The following is an 18,750-nucleotide window of genomic DNA, read 5'->3' as shown; positions in this document are numbered from 1 at the left end:
GACATCTGCTGCCTGTTACTCAAACAGGCGCAGCAGTTCGACCAGGTCAAGGAAGCCACGCATGACCGGCACGCCCGTCGGCAGTATACTACCGCCACTTGGCTCCAGGGTCAGCTTCATGTCAAAGTAGGTGAAGACCAGGTCGGGCATGGTGAGCGGGATAGCCGTCAGGCCTGAATCGGAAACGGAAAAGTAGCCCGCGCTCACCGGATTGTTGTCGCGGTTCAACCACAACTGATAGTCCTGGTTTTCGAATGGCTCCAGCCCTTCGACAATCAGGATAGCATGCTGGCCATCCGTCCTGATCAGCAGCGCCCCTCTGGCCCGCGGCATGCGGTCAGTCGCCTCCAGCTTGACCAGGTAGGGGTTGGACTCAGCGTTTTCCTGCGCTAGAGGATAAAGCGGAGCCTGGAGGGCCTGCTGCGGCACCGACAAAGGATAATGGAAAAGCAGCAGCATGGCCAGGACAATCACCAGGCTGCCCAGAGCAACGCCCACCCATCCCGGCATGCGGCTATCCAGCAGCGCCCGGAGCGGGGACGTCCGCCTGGGCGGGGCGGCTTTCTGCCCGCCAATCCGCGCCATCAGCCGCCCTCTAGTCTCCCTTGCCGGCGAATGGGGAGGCGCAGACAGCATCAGGGCAGCAACGACCTGCTGATGACGGGCTAGTTCGCCCCGGCACCCGGCACAGACCGCCAGATGCTCGATGACGGCAACTGCCTCATCTTCAGGCAGGACGCCCAGAGCGTATTCCGCCAGTTGATCCGTCACATGGGGTTCAGCAGCCATCGTTTGTTCGCGCATCGCAGACCATCATTTAAGACTATTACGTACACAGCCCATCAAGGGATCTCTTTTTGCGCTTCCGGGTTAACCAGCAACGCCTGACGCAACTTGAGCAGCGCCAGCCTGATGCGAGTCTTGATCGTCCCCTGCGGTTCGCCCAGCCGCTCAGCGATCTGCTTCGTGGTCAACCCGCCGAAGTAAGCCATCTCCAGGGCCTGCCGCTGCTCAGGCGGGAGCGCACTGAGCGCCTCATGTAACCGTTGGCCCTGCAAAGCCACGTCGACCGTATCTTCAGGGTCCGGCGTATCGGCGGTCAGGCCAAAATCCATCGCGGCCAGATCAACACTGTGGCCTTCTGGATCGCGTGTCTGTTTGCGTTTGACATCGATTGCCCGGTGGCGAGCCAGGCTGGCCAGCCACACTTTGACCTGGCCGCGATCAACCCGGTAGCTATCCGCCTTCTGCCAGACGCTGGCGAACACGTCCTGCAGGATATCGTTGGCGATGTGACGATCGCCCACGATCTCCAGCGCGATGCTGAAGACCAGGCCGTTATAGCGGTCATACAGCGCCCCCAGCGCCGCCTCATGGCGTCTGCGGATCAGGTAGAGCAGCGACTCATCACAGAGCTTCGAATAGTCCAGGGACATCGTCGGGTCCTGGCAACAGCGTCGGCCAGTGCCTTACCGGGAGATATCGTGAATTCTACCGCCAGACCCCTGAAACGGACATCCCGCCTGGCTCCGGCAGCGCATATAAGAGTTGCATTAGAAATTCCCACCAGCCCGCGCCGGGATAAAGCCGCCCCCGCCCGATCGACGTATTGGTCTACTGGAATCGACGGGCAGCCCGGTAGCGATACTGGTCGGCCTGTCGTCACTGTACAGGGGGTTCATTCGCGGTAACTAAACCGCAGTACACCAGTTTACCAAGAAGGAGGGTTGTTCGATGAAAAAAGCGTTCGTCGTTCTCCTGGTGTGCATGGCCCTGATTGGCGGCACGGCAGCGATCGCCGCTGCCCAGAGCGGTGAAACCAGCACCACATCCCAGCCTGTACCGCTGCAGATCTTCACCACCTATCCGTCGCAGGTGGTTGGCGCCAACGAAACGGCCTCGCTGACGCTCACCGTGCGCACGACGACCGGCCCGCAGATTGTGGCGCTGGATGTGCGCGACCTGCCGGAAAACTGGACCGCTTCCTTCCGTGGCGGTGGCCGGATCGTGAAGTCGGTATTTGTCCAGCCGGAGCAGGATGCCACGGTTGACCTGCGTCTGGAACCACCTGCGGATGTCGAATCGGGCACGTACAATTTCACTGTGGTCGCCCGCAGCGACAGCGAAGAGGCTGAGCTGCCAGTTGAGCTGACCATCCAGGAACGTGCTCCGGCCCGCCTGGCTTTTGAGGTGGAGCTGCCTATCCTGCGCGCGCGTGCCGACTCGACCTTCCGCTACAATGTGACGCTGCGCAACGCTGGCGATGAAGACCTGCTGGTTGACCTGTCCTCGCAGGCTGCGCCGGTCTTCGACGTCGTGTTCAAGTCCGGTAGCAACGAAGTCGTCACCCTGCCGGTGAAGGCTAACTCGACGGAACGGCTGACCATCGAAGTGAAATCCCTGATCAACAACATCCGCGCGGGCACGTACCCGATCACGATCCAGGCTCGCAGTGGCGATGTTGCCGCCAGCACTGACCTCTCCGCCGAGATCATCGGCCTGTCCGTGATCAACCTGACCACGCCCGATGGCCGTCTCTCCGGCGATGCAGAAGCGGGTAAAGAGACGACCGTCACCCTGGTTGTCCAGAACACCGGTACTGCCGCCGCCCGCAACGTCACCCTGAGCGCGACCGCCCCCAGCGGCTGGACCACCTCGTTTGAGCCAGCCGAACTCCCGGAGATTGCCGCCGGTGAGCAGATCGAGGTCACCGCGCACCTGAAGCCCGCCGAAAAGGCCCTCTCCGGCGACTACAATGTGACCTTCCGCGCCCGTCCGGAAGAAGGGGCTAATGCCTCGGTGGAATACCGGGTGACCCTGCGCACCTCCACCATGTGGGGGCTGGCCGGTCTGGCGCTTATCGCTATCGCTATCGGGGCGGTCAGCCTGGCGGTCTCGCGCTTTGGTCGCCGCTAGTCCGTTCCAGAGGAGTGTCCTATGGATGACTACGTGATTGAAGCAAAAGACCTGACCAAACGCTACGGCGATTTTGTGGCTGTCAACAGCCTGAATCTGCAGGTTAAGCGCGGCGAAGTCTACGGCATCCTGGGACCCAACGGCTCCGGCAAGACCACGACCATCCTGATGCTCCTGGGGCTGACCGAGCCTACTTCTGGCTGGGTGCGCGTGCTGGGCTTTGACCCGGCACGCCAACCCCTCAGCCTCAAGGCCCATGTGGGCTACCTGCCCGATGAAGTGGGCTTTTACGGCAACATGACCGCGACCGAGAACCTGGCCTATATCGCCCGGCTGAACGGCCTGCGCCGCGCTGAAGCTGACCAGCGCATCGCCAGGGTGCTAGAGCGCATGGGCCTGCAGGATGTGGCCGATCACAAGGTCAAGACGTTCTCCCGCGGCATGCGGCAGCGGCTTGGTGTCGCCGAGCTGCTGCTCAAACAACCGGAGATCATCATCATGGACGAGCCAACGCTGGGGCTGGACCCGGAAGCGGCGCACCAGTTCCTGGGCACCATCCGCGACCTGGCTAACGATGGCATCACCATCCTGCTCTCGTCGCATCTGTTACACCAGGTACAGGAAACCTGCGACCGCGTCGGCCTGTTCTACCAGGGGCAAATCGTGCTGGAAGGCTCGGTACCGCAGCTGGCCCGCCAGGTGCTCGGCGGAGCCTACCGCGTCAACATCCAGGTGGAACAGCCGACCGAAGCGGTGACCGCCGCCCTGCAGGCGCTTGCCGGCGTTACCAGGGTGCATCACGATGGCAGCCTCTATGTGCTGGAAGCGTCTGAGGATGTCCGCGCTGACGCTGCCGCCGCTGTCGTCCACAAAGGAGGGCGACTCCAGCGGATGGATATCGTCTCCGCCAATCTCGACGAAATCTACGAACAGTACTTCAAGGGGGTGAGCCATGGCACAGCAGCATGAGACTCTTCCTGCGCAGCCCGGCCGTGAAGGCTCCCCGTGGACTGGCCTCTGGGCTGTCGTGGCCAAAGAAATGGCCGACCATCTGACCAGTGTGCGGATGCAGATTCTGGAGCTTCTGATCCTGATCACCGCCGGTGGGACCGTCTTCGGCGCGTTACAGAGCATCCGCTCCGCCAGGGGCGACAGTTTTCTGTTCCTGAAGCTGTTCACGACGTCAACGGATCCGCTGCCAGCGTTCGTTGGCTTCCTGGGCTTCCTGATTCCCCTGATCGCCATCTCGCTGGCCTTTGACGCCGTCAACAGTGAGTTCAACCAGCGGACGCTCTCCCGCGTGCTGGCCCAGCCGATCTACCGGGACGCTTTCCTGATGGGCAAGTTCCTGGCCGGGCTGTTCACCATGGCCCTGGTGCTGGTAGCCATCTGGCTGCTGATCACCGGCCTGGGGATCTTCAGTCTGGGGATCGCGCCCAGCGGGGAGGAAGTCGCCCGTGGGTTGCTGTTCCTGCTGGTAGCCATCTTCTATGGTGGCATCTGGCTGGCGCTGGCTCTGCTGTTCTCCACAATCTTCCGCCAGCCGGCAACCGCTGCGCTCGCTTCGATCGCAGTGTGGCTGTTCTTCATGGTGTTCTGGAGCATGCTGGCCAGCATGCTGGCGCAGGCTCTGGCGCCGATCCGGCTGGGCCTGCTCGATGAAGTCCTGGCTCAGGCGGAGCTGATCCAGAACCTGACGCGCATCTCGCCCAACACGCTCTTCGTGGAAGCGACGATGGGGTTGCTCAACCCAACCACGCGCTCGTTCGGCCTGGTGCTGCCCAGCCAGCTACAGGGCGCGCTGCTGGGTTCGCCGCTGCCCCTGGGGGAAAGCGTCCTGCTGATCTGGCCGCACCTGACCAGCCTGATCGCAGTGACCCTCCTGCTGTTCACGGCGGCCTATGTGCTCTTCCAGCGGCAGGAAATCCGCGCCTAGATCACCGACCGCCCGTCCCCGTTCCAGGCGAACAGGGACGGGCGGAAACCTGGCTCAACCCGATCACGGTGAGCCGGGCCACCGACCCCGCCAGCCTGACATTCCCTCATCAGGCGCACCGGCGGGGTCGATGCTTTTTTTCGGGCGTCCCTTTACATCCGGTGGCTCAACACGCCAGCAAACTATCGAGAAGCTGATCCAGCGGCGCTTCCGCCAGCGCTACGGTTGCATCCGCCGCGCCATAGTACAACCGCACCTGCCCCGCCATGACTACTGCCCCGCAGGTAAAGACGACATTCCGGAAGAAGCCATCCACCTCATAAGGCGCTTCCGGCCACAGTACCGCCCCGGCGCTGCGGGCAATGATCCGCCCCGGCTCATCATAGGGCGTCAGGAAAGCGCCCAGGCAGTAGCGGTCGCGTTCATCCGCGCCATGATAGATCGAAAGCCAGCCACGTGCTGTGGCAATGGGCGGCGCGCCAGCCCCTACCCGCCCGGCATCCCACTGGCCGGCCCGTCCCGCCAGCACCAGCCGCGAATCTCCCCAGTGACGCAGGTCCGGCGAGGCGGCCAGCCAGATGCTCATCTGCCTGAACATGCCCGGCATGGGCCGGTGGTAACAGTAGTACTGCCCGTTTACCGGCTCCGGGAACAGGGCCACATCGCGGTTGTCCGGCGGAAAGATGATCCCTTCCCGCCGGATCTGCACAAAATCCGGCGTGGAAACCAGGGCGGTGGCGATGCCGTGCGGGCTGACTGCGGTGTAATTGATGTAGTAGCGATCGCCAATGCGGGTGATGCGCGGGTCTTCCACACCAAATGCCTCGTAGGGCGAAGCGGGGGTGAGCCAGGGCATCTCACTCACACTAAACCGGACGCCATCCCGGCTGCGGGCCAGCCGCAGATGGCTGACGCTGGTGAGCAGTAGTTCGCCGGTGGCACGGTGACGGATTACGCGGGGGTCGCTCAGGTCCCAGGATGGATCGTCGCGACGCACGCGCCGGATGGCCAGATCGCCCTGCGGGGTGTAGTACGGGCACTGCACCCAGTCCTCAGCCAGCGCGATGGGACGCTCCGCCACACGCACCAGCAGCAACACCTCATCCCGGTACAGAATCGCCCCGGCGTTAAACGCGCCGATCACCTCCAGATCGGGCCGGGATGGCCTGATCGTGGCCGGCGTAATCAGGGGGTTGTGCGGATGTCGGACAAACATGGGGTCAGCTCCCAGCCTCTACAAAACAAACCGCCCGCGCTTCCACCGTCACAGGGCGCGCTACCGAGCCGCTATGCAGCAGGCATGTGCGCCTTTCCGGGGTGGGATTGTACAGCAGGAACCGCCGCTCGTGAACGGCGGGGAAATCATGCAGACGCAGGCACGGCACATCCAGGCTCAGGCACAACACCTCCGGATCATCCACCCGCCCCAGCACACCGAAGAGCAGGGCGCTCCAGAAGACCTCGCCTGCGCCGTAAATCTCTTTGCCCAGCCGCCCCATCCGATCAAACTCAGCCGTGGAAAGGTCCTCATACGGGATGGCCGGGCACGGCCCGCGGCGCCATTCGGCAGGCAACCAGGGATCGAAGAAGGCGTAATTATGCCGCCGTTGCAGGTTGGCGAAGGCGCTCAGCAGTACCAGCGGGCCACGCTGCCCGCGCAGCACCTCCGGCCAGGCGATCATGGCCTCCACGTTTTCCTTATAGGCCGGGTAGCACAGCGACGCACAGGCCTGGAACATCCCGCGCGGATCGTAATAGGATGCCGCCGGGTCCGCGCCCCAGTAGCCCATCCGCAGCACCAGGTACAGATAATCGCCGATCATGCCGTCCCAATCCATATCCGGGCGGTAACCGGCGTCGGCCAGGTAACTGGCGGCTGCGGCGGCGAACGACAGTTGTTGCGGCTCGTGGGTGAGCATGGCGGGCGGCAGGTTGTGAATCACGCGCAGGGCATCTGCCGCTTCATCCAGGTAGACCTCTGCGCCACCGCTTAACTGGTGCGCCAGGACACAACCCGCTGCATACAGCCCGCCGACGCCGGGATTGAGCAGGCTGCCCCGCGCCTGCCAGTCAGCGGCATCCGCAAACAGCGGGAACACATAGCCTGTCCGCCGGGCCAGCCGCTCCGCCCCCCGTAGCGCGGCAAAGAACATCTCCTGCAGCGCCGGATCGCCGGTGAGATAGGCCACCCAGGGTAGTTTGATCAGGGCGTTTTCCAGAAAGTACCAGGTGTCCATGAAGCTGTCGCCAGCGCGGGGAGGATAGTTGTTGGCCACATAGTCCCACTCTGGCCGTGCAAAGCGCGGCAGCGTCGCCCGCAGGCGGGCAACCAGGCCGTCAGCGCGGGCGTCGCCGGTAGCCCGCTGCCACAACAGCAGCGGCCACAGCACGTCCAGCTGCGTCATTAACTCGAAGCCGGGCGCGGCATCCCGACCAACCGCCGAACTACCCCGCACATAGGCCCGCAAACCAGACACACCTTGCGTGGTAACCCAGCAGGCCTCATCCTCCAGGTCGGCCAGCGTCCGGCAGGCCATCTCCTCCCAGGGCAGCGGTTTATTCACTGGCGCGGGAACCGGGTCAAACAGCGGCGCGACCGCTTCCAGCAGGACGCGCTGAGCAGCCCAGGGCGATGGCGTGCCCTGGCGTGGGCGCTGAGTGAACCACCAGGCCAGCCGATGCGTCCCCGGCGGGAAGTGGAACGGCGCTTCCGGCACATTCGGCACCAGACCGAAGCCATAGCGCCCCTCTGGCCGGTAGAGCAGCGCCTCGCGCACGCTGAAGTTGTAGAAGCGGTGCGGCGCCCAGGCAAAAGCATCCGGCGGAAAGTAGACGATGGTCTCCACACGCGAATGATCATCATAGAGATATCCCGCCATCAGGTCGTTGCCGCCCAGCCCCTGCGCGTTGACCGTCGGGGCGCGCAGAACGGTCTGCCGCCAGGTATGCGCCTGGCGGTCATCCAGGTTATCCAGCGGCCCCAGCCACAGCAGCAGGGCTACCGGCAGGTCAACCGGGGCGTCGGCGGTGAGCGTCGTCTCCAGCCAGAAGCCCCCCTCCCACGGGATGATGCTGGTCTGCCAGGCGAAGCCCGGCCCTTCCCCGGCCAGGCCATCGGCGGTCAGGCGGTCTGGCATCCAACCCCGGACTGGCACACTCGGCCCGCGGGCAGCCGGTCGCCAGTCGCCAGCATCCCCCCCGGCCCTGACATACGTGACGAAGTGAAAGCCCGCGCCATCCTCGAAGCGGCATTCCAGCCGCAGGTCCCCGCTGATGAAAGTATTCATGGTGTAGCCTGCCCAATCACGGTTGTGCAAGGTCTTGACAAGCGACTCTATTTTACTATATAGTGAACGTAAGCGGTTACGTTAACTCTGACTTGAGTGGCTATGCCGTCTATTATCCAGCAGATTGCCGAAGCGCTGCACGTCTCAAGCGCCTCCGTCTCCAGGGCGCTCAACGACAAACCCGGTGTTGGCCCGGAGTTACGTCAGCGCATCCTGGAAAAGGCACGGGAGCTGAACTACACGCCGAGCGTGACCGCGCGAGGTCTGGCCACCGCCCGGACATTCGCCCTGGGCTTCTTTGTACGGGAAAAGCCTGGCCTGGCCGCCCAGACAGACCCCTTCTATGGCGAGATTCTGCACGGGGTGGAGCAGGTCTGCGCCCGCTCTGATTACCACGTGGCCATCGCTACCCTCACCGCCGATATTCTCAGCAAGCCGGCGCAATTCCGCTTCGTGCGGGAGGGACGGGTCGACGGGATGATCCTGGCCGGCCCGGATATCCCCGCCGAATTCATCATGGCCATGCTGCACACCGATCTGCCAGTTGTGCTGGTAGACAACCGGCTGGATTACCAGCCCGTCAACTGTGTCAACTGCGACGATACCGGCGGCGCGGCCAGGGCCGCCGAATATCTGCTGAATCTCGGCCACCGCCGGATCGGTATCCTGGCCGGGCCGCAGACCTGGCCTAGCAATACCCGCCGCGTGCGCGGTTACCGGCAGATTCTGGAAGAAGCCGGATTACCCATACATGTCATCCATATGGACCGGACAACCATCGATTCGGGCGCAGAGGCCTATGCCCGCCTGATGGAGCAACACCCGGAAGTCACCGCGCTGTGTGCGGTTAACGACTCGATGGCCATCGGCGCCATCCAGGCCGCTCAGGCCGCCGGTCGCCGGGTGCCGGACGATCTTTCCGTGATCGGTTTCGACAACATTGAATGGGCGCGCCTGAACCGCCCGCCGCTCACCACCATTGACGTTCCCAAGCATCAGATCGGCAAGGAAGCCGCCAGCCGGTTGCTGGCCTTGCTCGAGGACAGCAGCCTGATGCCCACCGAAATCTGCGTAGCGGTTAAGCTGGTCGAGCGCGATACCTGCGCCAGACCCGCCGGATAACCAGGCCGCGCTGGCCCGGAGAAGGAGGTGAAACCCCACACTACACGTCGGATCGCTTTCACGCGCCCTGCCGATGCAGGCAGTCAAGATTTACGCTAAAGGAGAGAGAAAGACATGTCAAGGAATCGCCTGGTGCTGTTAGCCGTCGCCCTGATGCTGGCGCTGGGAGCGCTGCCGTCGCTGGCTCAAACCGAGCCGGTGACGATCACGATCTCGACCTGGGCCGGTGTTGACGAAGCCGCCGAACTGCAGGTCATCCTGGACGAGATCAACGCCAGCCAGAACGAGTATCAGATCGTCCATTCGCCCATCCCCTCGGATTACTACACCCAGGTCAAGACGCAGATCGCCGGTGGAGTCGGCGCGGATCTGTACTGGATTGACCAGAACAACATGGCTCTGGCCTCGGAAGGCGTCTTCCTGCCGCTGACTGACTGCCTGGCGAGCGCCGAACCGGGCACCGCCGGGGATGTCAACGACTACTATCCGGGCATCCTGGCCGTCAATATCTATGAAGACGAAGTCTACGGCCTGCCCTGGATCGCTCAGCCAGTCGTCACTTACTACAACAAGGACCTCTTCGACGCCGCCGGGCTGGACTACCCCACCCCGGACTGGACCTGGGACGATTTTGTCGCTATGGCCAAGGCCCTGACCCTGGATACCAACGACGATGGCGAGATCGACCAGTGGGGCTTCACCAACAACGGCTGGCCGCCCCCCTTCATCTTCGTCTGGCAGGCCGGTGGTGAGCTAATCAGCCCCGATTTCACCGAGGCCCCGATCGACACACCCGAATTCCTGGAAGGCTTCGAGTTCTATCTGAGCACCGCCTATAACCCGGAGATGTCCCCCAGCCGCGAAATCATCGCCGAGCAGGGCTTCAGCGAGATGTTCAAGGCTGGCAAGATCGCCATGTTCATGGGCGGCGCTGCTGACGACCTCGACCGCGTCGAGGGTCTGAATGTGGGCGTGGTGCGCGTCCCCGGCCATCCGCGGACCGGTAGCCATGTCACCTTCGCCTGGAACGCCAGCACCGTCATCTCCGCCAACACTGCTCATCCGGACCTGGCCTGCAAGGCCCTGCTGGCCGTGACCGAGGGCATCCATCACTGGAAGATCGTCTCGCCGCGCATCTCGCAGGCCACTGTGGAGCACCTGGTATCCTCGGAACCGCGCAAGGCTGCCAGCGCCGAGGCAATCGTCGCTGCCGCCCAGGAGATGCGTGCGCTGCCTATCTTCGGCAACTACGCCGAATTTGACTCGATCTTCTGGTCGAAGTTCTGGGGTCCGCTGATCAACAACGAGACCGACCTGACCCCGGCGGAACTGGCCGCTGAAGTCCGGCCCGAGCTGGAAGAGACTCTGCCCGAATAGAATCACTGGCTACACCGGAGGCCGCCCGGTCGGGCGGCCTCCCCTCTTACGGCTGGCCAAGCCCTTTTCCGGAGGAGGATCGCCCCTATGGATCCAGGTCCGCTTGCCACCTATTTGCCAACACTGGCACGCTATGCTGGCGTCGCGATCGGTCTGGTTGTGCTGATGATCGCCGTTTACCGCTTGCAGATCGCCCTGGGCATCAACCGGGAGGCAGCTACCGGTCGGGCGCTGGTCGTCCCCTGGGTTGTCGGCTTTCTGATTTTTAACGTGTTCACGATTGGGGCTTCGCTCTACTTAAGTTTTACCGAATACAACCTCTTTAAGGCTCCGGAATGGGTTGGCACGGCCAACTACGAGCAGCTTTTCAGCCTGAGTCTGGCCCCTCTGGAATCACCCAACCAGCGCAGTTCAGACGCCCTGCCCCGCCGCTACGACGAGATCATCCGTGTGGAAACAGGTAGTGGCGGCTTTGTGCTGGGTGCCAAAGAGGAAGCCTTCTGGCGTTCGATCAAGCTGACCCTGCCCTACGCCTTCCTGAGCGTTCCGCTGGGGCTGGCCGGGGCGCTGGGGGTGGCCCTGCTGCTCAACCAGCATGTGCGCTACCTGGGCTTCTGGCGGGTGCTGTACTACATGCCAGCCATCCTGCCCGCGGTCGCTACCGCCCTGCTATGGCGGTGGATTTTCTCCCCGAACGGCCTGCTCAACAGCGCCTTCGCGCCGTTCTACGCGCTGGTCAACATCCCCAAGCCCAACTGGTTCTTTGACCCGGCGCTGGCCATGCCCGCTTTCATTATCATCAGTCTATGGGGAGTTTTCGGCGCCAATTCCGTGATCCTGCTGGCCGGCCTCAAGGGCATCCCGATGGAATTGTACGAAGCCGCCGCCATCGACGGCGCGGGTGAATGGAGCAAGTTCCGCCATGTGACCATCCCCATGCTCAGCCCAGCCCTGTTCTATAACCTGGTCACGTCCACTATTGGCGCGTTGCAGGTCTTTGAAGTGGCGGCTTTCATCCAGACCCCCGATTCAGTCGGCACCTTCCTCAACTGGTTGATCTACCGGGAGGCGTTTGACCTGCGGCATATGGGGCTGGCCTCGGCCATGGCCTGGATCATGCTGCTGATCATCCTGGCCCTCACCGCCCTGATCTTCCGTTCGTCCGAAGCCTGGGTCTTTTACCAGGGCGCCCGCGAGGAGAAAGCCTGATGACTACCACCAACTCTGGAACATCAGCGGTCTGGTCGGCGCGTGGCGCCGGGCGCGGTTATCTCGTGCGCCAGGGTATCGTCTATGGCCTGCTCCTGCTCGGTGCGGCGCTGGTGCTGATCCCCTTCCTGTGGATGATCTCCACGTCGCTCAAGACCGAAGATCAGCTTTTCACCGGCCAGGTCAATTTCATCCCCAATCCAGCCGTCCCCGGCAACTACCTGGAAGTCTGGACCAAGCTCAATTCGATCAAACCAGGCATGACCTTTAGCCGCATCATCGGCAACACTCTGTTCATCACCTTCCTGGCCATGTTCGGGGAGATCCTCAGCGCCTCGATAGTCGCCTACGGCTTCGCCCGCTTCCGCTGGCGGGGGCGCAACGTGCTCTTCGCCATCATGCTCAGCACGGTCATGATACCGGGGATCATCACCCGCGTGCCCGCCTTCCTGATCTGGAAGCATCTGGGGCTGCTGGATACTTACGATCCCATGACCTGGCCGTCGCTCTTCGCCTGGGGGCCACTGTACGTCTTCCTGATGCGCCAGTTCTACCTGACTGTGCCCCGCGAGATCGAAGAAGCCGCCATCCTGGACGGCGCCAATGTCGCCCAGATCTACTGGTATGTCATGCTGCCGCTGATTCGCCCCATCCTGCTGGCCATCGCCGTCCTCTCCTTCCAGGGCAACTGGAACAACTTCCAGAGTCCACTGATCTACCTGACCACGCCGGAAAAGTATCCGCTGGCGCTGGCCATGCGCTTCTTTGACCAGTCCCTTTCCAAAGAAGCGCCGCAGTGGCAGTACATGATGGCCATGGCGACCATGATGGCCACGCCGGTGCTGATCCTCTACTTCCTCGCCCAGAAGCAATTCCTAGAAGGCATCAACATCGGGGCTGTAAAGGGGTAAGCGATGGCGCTACGATTGCTGCTGATTGCTGGGTTACTGGCGGCTCTCTGGCCGGGCGTGGGCCTGGCCCAGGAGGAAACCGAACTGGTTAACCTGGATCACCTGATCTATCTCACCGAGCCGGTCACGATCAACGGCCGGGAGATGGCCCTGGTGCACATTTACGCCGAGTATCCGGATTACGAGTGGGTCGATGCCGCTGGGGAGGGACTCAGTTGCGTGGATGACGTCGCCCGCGCCGCCATCGTCTACCTGTGGCAGTACGAGCGCACCGACGATCCGGCCCTGCTGGAACTGGCCCGTGCCACCCTGGAATTCGTGCGCTATATGCAGGCTGAAGACGGAGCCTTTTACAACTTCGTCTACGACCGGCAAGGCACGATTAACAGGCAGGGAAGTACCAGCTACAAGAGCCTCGGCTGGTGGGCCATGCGCGGTCTGTGGGCGCTGGGGGAAGGCGTGCGCGTCTTTGACCGGGTTGACCCGGCCTACGCTGACGTGCTGGCAGAGGCTTACCGGCGAACCGAGACTGCGCTGGCAGCTACAGTGGGCGACGCCAGCGCAACGATCACTGTTCACGGCTTTGAGCTCCCCGCCTGGCTGCCCGGCGGAGAGGCCGATGTCTCGGCCATCGGCCTGCTGGGCCTGACCGCCTACTACCGCGCCCGCCCTAACCCGGAGACGGCGGCGATCATGACCGCGCTGGCCGACGGGATTGCCGCACTGCGCCTGGGCAATCATGCCACGTACCCCTTCGGGATGCACCCCGTGCGGGCCAACGCTCCCGGCTTCTGGCATGATTGGGGCGCGCACATGACCCACGTCCTGGTCGAGGCCGGGATGGCCCTCAACCGCCAGGACTGGATTGACTCGGCGGCGGCAGAAGCCGATTCGTTCCTGCTCCGCCACCTGGTATTAGAGCGCTTCCGCAACATCGGCGTGGTGCCCGACCGCCTGGGCCAGATCGCCTACGGGACGAATATGCTTGTTCAGGCGTACATGGCCCTCTACCGCGCCACCGGCGAACCGCGCTATGCCCGTTACGCCGGGCTGGCGGGAAGCTGGTATTTCGGCAACAACATGGCTGGGGTGCCGATGGTCGATCTCGCCACCGGGCGTGTGTTCGATGGGATCAACGGGCCGGTCGCCTGGCGCGTCAACCGCAACAGCGGCGCGGAATCGACCATCGAGGGCCTGATGAGCCTGATCGTCCTGGCTGATGAGCCGCTGGCGGTCGAGATGCTCGGCGCCCGCTCAGCCGGCGGCACGCCGAGCTACCGCCTGCTGGAAGCCGAGGATGGCCAGCGTGTGCTGGGCACGCCGGTGTACTATTCTGCCACGTGGACGGGCGAAGGCTATGTCAGCGCCGGGCGCTATGTCGGCCTGGGCGAAGGTCAGCGGATGCGCCTCCAGTTCGAGATCGACCAGGCAAGCGACTATCTGCTCTACGCAGCCCACCTGCACCAGGCCGCCAGCAGCACTGCCTTCACCATCCGGCTGACCGACTCGCCGCCGGTCATCGACGGCGATCTGGCTGACTGGCCGGATGATCTGCCCACCCTTGAGTCCAACACTCAGCGCCAGTTCCTGCGCGGAGCCGGGCTGTGGCAGGGCCCGGAGGTCGATAGCCATGCCGTGCGGCTGCTCTGGGATGCCAACCGCCTGTATATCGCGGCGACCGTGCGCGACCCGGTGCACGACCAGCCCTACACGCTCAGCACCGCCTGGCAGGGCGATACCCTGTGGCTCTACGTAACCGCCGCCCCGGACGCCCGTACGCTCTCCGCCAAATTCACCCTGGCCCAGACTCCGGACGGCCCGCAGGTCTGGGACTGGATTCACACACGTTTCCTGCGCGGCGCGGAACTGGCTTTCACCCCGCTGGAGGGCGGCTATATCTACGAGGCCAGCATCCCCTGGGAGTCGCTGGGCGTCACGCCACAGGCCGGCGGGCGCATCGGCTTTGAGGCCGGGCGCGGCATCGGCGGCAACTCTTTTATGGACCTCACCGGGCGTGACCCGGATGTGCCCGCTAACCTGCTGGCGCTTGTCCTGGCCACCCCGGAGCTGACCGCTGACAGTCTGGCAGCACCAGAGGTAACCCTCCGGGTGCGGCTTGACGACGGCGATCCGGTGCTGCTCCCCCAGACCATCTCACCCGACAGCGACTACTTCTGGCTTGACCTCGTCACTGCTGAACCAGTCTACCTGGAAGCCGGAACGCATACCCTGCGCTACGAGTACGCCGGTGAGGGCGGCTCCGCACAGAATCCAGGGCTGGCCAAAGTAGACGCTTTCTACCTGCAACCGGCTGTCCCCCGGCGGGTGTTCGCCCTGCCAGATGGGCGGCAATTTGAGCTGACCTACAACACGCTGACCGGCCAGAGCGCACTGGTTGAACTGGCCCCGTAACCGCTTGATCCACACGAAAGAGAGAGTGCCATGCGTCTGACCAGACACCCGCGCAGCCCACTGCTTTACCCCAACCCGCTTCACCAGTGGGAAGCGCTGAATGTCTTCAACCCATCGGTGATCTACCACAACGGCCTGTTTCATATGCACTACCGCGCCCAGGGCGTGGACTTCGTCTCGCGCATCGGTTACGCTGTCAGTGCCGATGGCCTGGAATGGAACCGGTTGGAAAAGCCGGTGCTGGCCCCACACCAGGACCGCGACGATTACCGCGGTGTGGAAGACCCCCGCGTCACGCCGCTGGACGGCGCTTTCTACATGACCTACACCGCATACGGGGCCAACAGCTATTTCCCCATGATCGCCCGCTCGGAGAACCTGATCACGTGGGAAGATGTCGGCCCGCTGGAGCGCGCCGAAAACAAGGATCATGTCCTCTTCCCGGAGAAAATCGGGGGCCGCTATGCCATCCTGCACCGCCGCCCCCCAAACATCTGGATCGCCTTCAGCGACGATCTGCGCACCTGGACCGATCATCGCGTGATCATGACCCCGCGCCCGGACAATGACTGGGATTCCGTGCGCATCGGTGCGAACGGCGTGCCGATCAAAACCGAACACGGCTGGCTGCTCTTTTACCACGGTTATCCCAGCCCGATCGTCTACCGCCAGTCGGTGGCCCTGCTTGACCTGGAAGACCCGTCGCGGGTCATCCACCGCCCACGCGGTTTCATCATGGAACCGCAGGAGACATGGGAAATCCGCGGCGACGTGCCCAACGTGATCTTCAGTTCTGCCGCCCTGGTCGTCGGCGATCAACTGTACTTCTACTATGGCGGTTCCGACCGGCTGATCGGGCTGGCCACAGCGCCCTTTGCTGAGGTGCTGGACTTTGCCAGGAACGGTTGATGATGGATACCCTCACTGGCATCGGGCTGGTTGGCGCGGGGGCCTTCGGGCAATTCTGTCTGAAGGCTTTCGCCGCCATGCCGGAAGTGCGGATCGTGGCCGTAGCCGACGTTGACAGTGCGCGGGCGCGGGAGCAAGCCGCCCTGTACGGGGCGCGAGCATATGGCAACCTGGCCGATCTGCTGGCCGACGCTGATGTGGCGATCGTGGCCCTCAACACGCCGCCTTACCTGCACCATACGCAAGGGTTGGCCATCCTGAGGGCAGGCAAACATCTCTTTTGCGAGAAACCCCTGGCGCTGACCGAGGCCGAAGCTGCGGCGCTGATCTGCGCCGCTGACGAGCACGGTGTCCTGCTCACAGTCGACTACGTCATGCGCCACAACCCGTTCTGGGCTGCCGTGGCAACCTTGCGCGAATCAGGCACACTGGGTGCGTTACGCCACATGGATCTGGCCAATCACGCCGCCGGGCTGGACCTGCCGGACGATCACTGGTTCTGGGCGCCCGAAAAGAGCGGCGGCATCTGGATCGAGCATGGCGTGCACTTCTTCGACGCTTTTGCCTGGGTAGCCGGGCAGCCGGGCGAGATCACGGCTTCCCAGGCCTTCGCCCGGCCCAGCGGTGCGATCGACCGCGTTGAGGCGCTAGCCCGCTACGGCGCGACCGCCGCCCACTTCTACCACGCCTTCGACCAGTCTGGCGCGACCGAGCAAACCACCGTAATGCTGACCTTTGAGCGCGGGTATGTGACCCTGCGGGAATGGGTGCCGACATCGCTGGAGTTACTGACGCCGGTTCCTCCCGCCGGGTGGCAGTCGCTCCTGCCGGGCGAGGTTACGCTGGCGCCGCACCCTAACGGTCGCTTCCATGCCATGGCCCGCGCGCCGGAAGGCAAATCCGCCGTCTACCGCGCCAGCATCCAGGCTGGCCTGCGTAATCTGGTCAGGGCCATCCAGGGTCAGGAACCATTGCGGGTCACCGGGCAGGAGGGCCTGGACAGCCTGGCGATGGCCTGCCGGGCGCAGGTGATGGCCGTCCAGCCAGCATGCTGAGCGCTGGTCTTCTACCACCATCCACCGCGACAATTTTTCCCCCAGGCGCTCGCTGTAAGGCGGCGCCTTTTGCTTTCCAGCGCCTCCTATTTGGGATCGTTGGTCATCCAATTTGAGCTAAAGTGCATGATGTATATCGAAAACGCCCATGATAGGATGCTACCAGGCAACCCGCACCAGGTTGCCGTTCGCCACCATTGCGGCCAGTTCCGCAGGATAAGGAGGCCTCCGGCATGAGCCAACAGGTACCGTCCGCTATATCCACATCCGTCTCCGCCAATGGTCAATTCAACCCCTTCGCCATGGCTCAGGCCCAGCTCGACGCAGCCGCGGAAATCCTGGGGCTTGACCCCCAGATTCACGCCCTCCTACGTGAACCCCTGCGTGAGATGCAGGTCAGCTTGCCCGTGCGCATGGATGATGGGACCGTCCGCGTCTTTAAAGCTTTTCGTGTTCAATACAACGACGCGCGCGGACCGACGAAAGGCGGGTTACGCTTCCATCCCAATGAGACCATCGATCTGGTTCGGGCGCTGGCCGCCTGGATGACCTGGAAATGCGCCGTCGTTGACATCCCGCTGGGGGGCGGCAAGGGCGGGATTGTCTGCAACACACGCGAACTTTCCGCCGGGGAGCTGGAGCGCCTCAGCCGGGCCTACATCCGCCAGGTCGGGCGCATCCTGGGGCCGGAGATGGATGTCCCCGCCCCGGACATGTACACCAACCCGCAGATCATGGCCTGGATGGCGGATGAATATTCCGTCCTGCAGGGCCACAACGATTTCGGTGTGATCACGGGCAAGCCGCTGGGACTGGGCGGCTCGAAAGTGCGCGAAGACGCTACCGCGCGCGGCGGTATGAGCTGCATCCGCGAGGCAGCCCGCCTGCTGGGCATGGATACCAGAGGCAAGACGATGGCCATTCAGGGCTTTGGCAACGCCGGGCAGTACGCCGCCCTGCTGGGCGAGGAACTGCTGGGGGTGAAGGTGGTAGCTGTCTCCGACTCAAAGGGTGGCATCTACGCGCCGGATGGCCTGCCAGCCAGCGCTGTGGTCGCTCACAAGCGGACGACCGAATCGGTGCGCGGTTTCCCCGGTGCGCAGCCGATCTCCAACCGGGAGTTGCTTGAGCTGGATGTCGACATCCTGGTTCCTGCCGCGCTGGAGAATCAGATCAACGCGCAGAACGCCCCCAACATCCGCGCCAAGATCTGCGCGGAACTGGCCAACGGGCCAACAACGCCTGAAGCCGATGACATCCTGTACAGGAACGGCGTCTACGTGATCCCCGACTTTCTCTGCAACGCCGGCGGTGTTACCGTGTCATACTTTGAGATGGTGCAAAACGCCTACAACTACTACTGGAACGCTGAGACGGTCAAACAGCGGCTGGACGAGAAGATGACAGCGGCCTTCCATGCCGTGCATGAAACCGCCCAGCGGCTGAAGGTGAACAACCGCATGGCTGCATACTGTGTGGCCGTTCAGCGGGTGGCGGAAGCCGTTCGCCTGCGCGGGTGGGCCTGAGCGGAAACACAGCGGCATCGGACACGCATCCCGATGCCGCTGTACAATGAAGGGCAGAGGTGCGCTCGCGGCATGCTCTGGAAGCCACTC

Annotated in this window: 15 protein-coding genes; 11 read left to right on the top strand and 4 right to left on the bottom strand. The window is 63.4% G+C overall.

Annotation, left to right across the window (positions count from 1 at the left end; all coding sequences use genetic code 11):
* Nucleotides 1-15: 15 nt before the first annotated feature.
* Nucleotides 16-804, bottom strand: a complete 789-nt coding sequence (locus tag HPY64_08055) for a hypothetical protein (GenBank protein NPV67082.1) — start codon at nt 802-804, stop codon at nt 16-18.
* Nucleotides 805-842: 38 nt separating this feature from the next.
* Nucleotides 843-1,436 (bottom strand): sigma-70 family RNA polymerase sigma factor, encoded by a 594-nt coding sequence (locus HPY64_08050; GenBank protein ID NPV67081.1) that lies wholly within the window; start codon nt 1,434-1,436, stop codon nt 843-845.
* 298 nt (nt 1,437-1,734) lie between these two features.
* Here HPY64_08050 and HPY64_08045 point away from each other — a divergent pair, with 298 nt between their 5' ends.
* The 3 genes from HPY64_08045 to HPY64_08035 are packed head-to-tail and all read left to right on the top strand — an operon-like array spanning nt 1,735 to nt 4,852.
* The gene (locus HPY64_08045; GenBank protein NPV67080.1) at nt 1,735-2,916 is read left to right on the top strand and encodes a DUF11 domain-containing protein; all 1,182 of its coding nucleotides are present in this window, start codon (nt 1,735-1,737) and stop codon (nt 2,914-2,916) included.
* Between the two features lie 21 nt (nt 2,917-2,937).
* A complete protein-coding gene (locus tag HPY64_08040) occupies nt 2,938-3,885 on the top strand; it encodes an ABC transporter ATP-binding protein (protein NPV67079.1) in 948 nt (315 codons plus the stop codon).
* A complete protein-coding gene (locus HPY64_08035; protein ID NPV67078.1) occupies nt 3,869-4,852 on the top strand; it encodes an ABC transporter permease in 984 nt (327 codons plus the stop codon). The genes HPY64_08040 and HPY64_08035 overlap by 17 nt, the downstream gene beginning before the upstream one ends.
* A gap of 166 nt (nt 4,853-5,018) precedes the next feature.
* Here HPY64_08035 and HPY64_08030 read toward each other — a convergent pair whose 3' ends face one another.
* Nucleotides 5,019-6,068: a glycosidase gene (locus HPY64_08030; protein ID NPV67077.1), complete on the bottom strand. Its 1,050-nt coding sequence runs from the start codon at nt 6,066-6,068 to the stop codon at nt 5,019-5,021.
* Between the two features lie 4 nt (nt 6,069-6,072).
* Nucleotides 6,073-8,139, bottom strand: a complete 2,067-nt coding sequence (locus HPY64_08025; GenBank protein NPV67076.1) for a hypothetical protein — start codon at nt 8,137-8,139, stop codon at nt 6,073-6,075.
* Nucleotides 8,140-8,241: 102 nt separating this feature from the next.
* On the opposite strand from HPY64_08025, the gene HPY64_08020 reads away from it, so the two are divergent.
* The 8 genes from HPY64_08020 (at nt 8,242) to HPY64_07985 (ending at nt 18,660) form a co-directional block, all read left to right on the top strand.
* Complete coding sequence (locus tag HPY64_08020; GenBank protein ID NPV67075.1) at nt 8,242-9,261, top strand: LacI family DNA-binding transcriptional regulator; 1,020 nt, start codon at nt 8,242-8,244, stop codon at nt 9,259-9,261.
* A 114-nt stretch (nt 9,262-9,375) separates the two neighbouring features.
* The gene (locus HPY64_08015; protein NPV67074.1) at nt 9,376-10,638 is read left to right on the top strand and encodes a sugar ABC transporter substrate-binding protein; all 1,263 of its coding nucleotides are present in this window, start codon (nt 9,376-9,378) and stop codon (nt 10,636-10,638) included.
* 165 nt (nt 10,639-10,803) lie between these two features.
* A complete protein-coding gene (locus HPY64_08010) occupies nt 10,804-11,847 on the top strand; it encodes a sugar ABC transporter permease (GenBank protein ID NPV67073.1) in 1,044 nt (347 codons plus the stop codon).
* Between the two features lie 113 nt (nt 11,848-11,960).
* Nucleotides 11,961-12,758, top strand: a complete 798-nt coding sequence (locus HPY64_08005; GenBank protein ID NPV67072.1) for a carbohydrate ABC transporter permease — start codon at nt 11,961-11,963, stop codon at nt 12,756-12,758.
* Nucleotides 12,759-12,761: 3 nt separating this feature from the next.
* Nucleotides 12,762-15,170 carry a hypothetical protein gene (locus HPY64_08000; GenBank protein NPV67071.1) on the top strand — a complete coding sequence of 803 codons (2,409 nt, stop codon included), beginning with the start codon at nt 12,762-12,764 and terminating at the stop codon, nt 15,168-15,170.
* Nucleotides 15,171-15,200: 30 nt separating this feature from the next.
* The gene (locus tag HPY64_07995; GenBank protein NPV67070.1) at nt 15,201-16,079 is read left to right on the top strand and encodes a glycosidase; all 879 of its coding nucleotides are present in this window, start codon (nt 15,201-15,203) and stop codon (nt 16,077-16,079) included.
* Nucleotides 16,079-17,134, top strand: coding sequence for a Gfo/Idh/MocA family oxidoreductase (locus HPY64_07990; protein NPV67069.1), 1,056 nt, complete (start codon nt 16,079-16,081; stop codon nt 17,132-17,134). The genes HPY64_07995 and HPY64_07990 overlap by 1 nt, the downstream gene beginning before the upstream one ends.
* A gap of 233 nt (nt 17,135-17,367) precedes the next feature.
* A complete protein-coding gene (locus tag HPY64_07985) occupies nt 17,368-18,660 on the top strand; it encodes a Glu/Leu/Phe/Val dehydrogenase (protein ID NPV67068.1) in 1,293 nt (430 codons plus the stop codon).
* The last annotated feature ends 90 nt before the right edge of the window (nt 18,661-18,750 follow it).

The organism is Anaerolineae bacterium, from assembly GCA_013178165.1.
Lineage (GTDB): Bacteria > Chloroflexota > Anaerolineae > Aggregatilineales > Ch27 > Ch27.
Note: the sequence above shows the minus strand (reverse complement) of the source record. Positions and strands in the feature narration are given on the sequence as shown.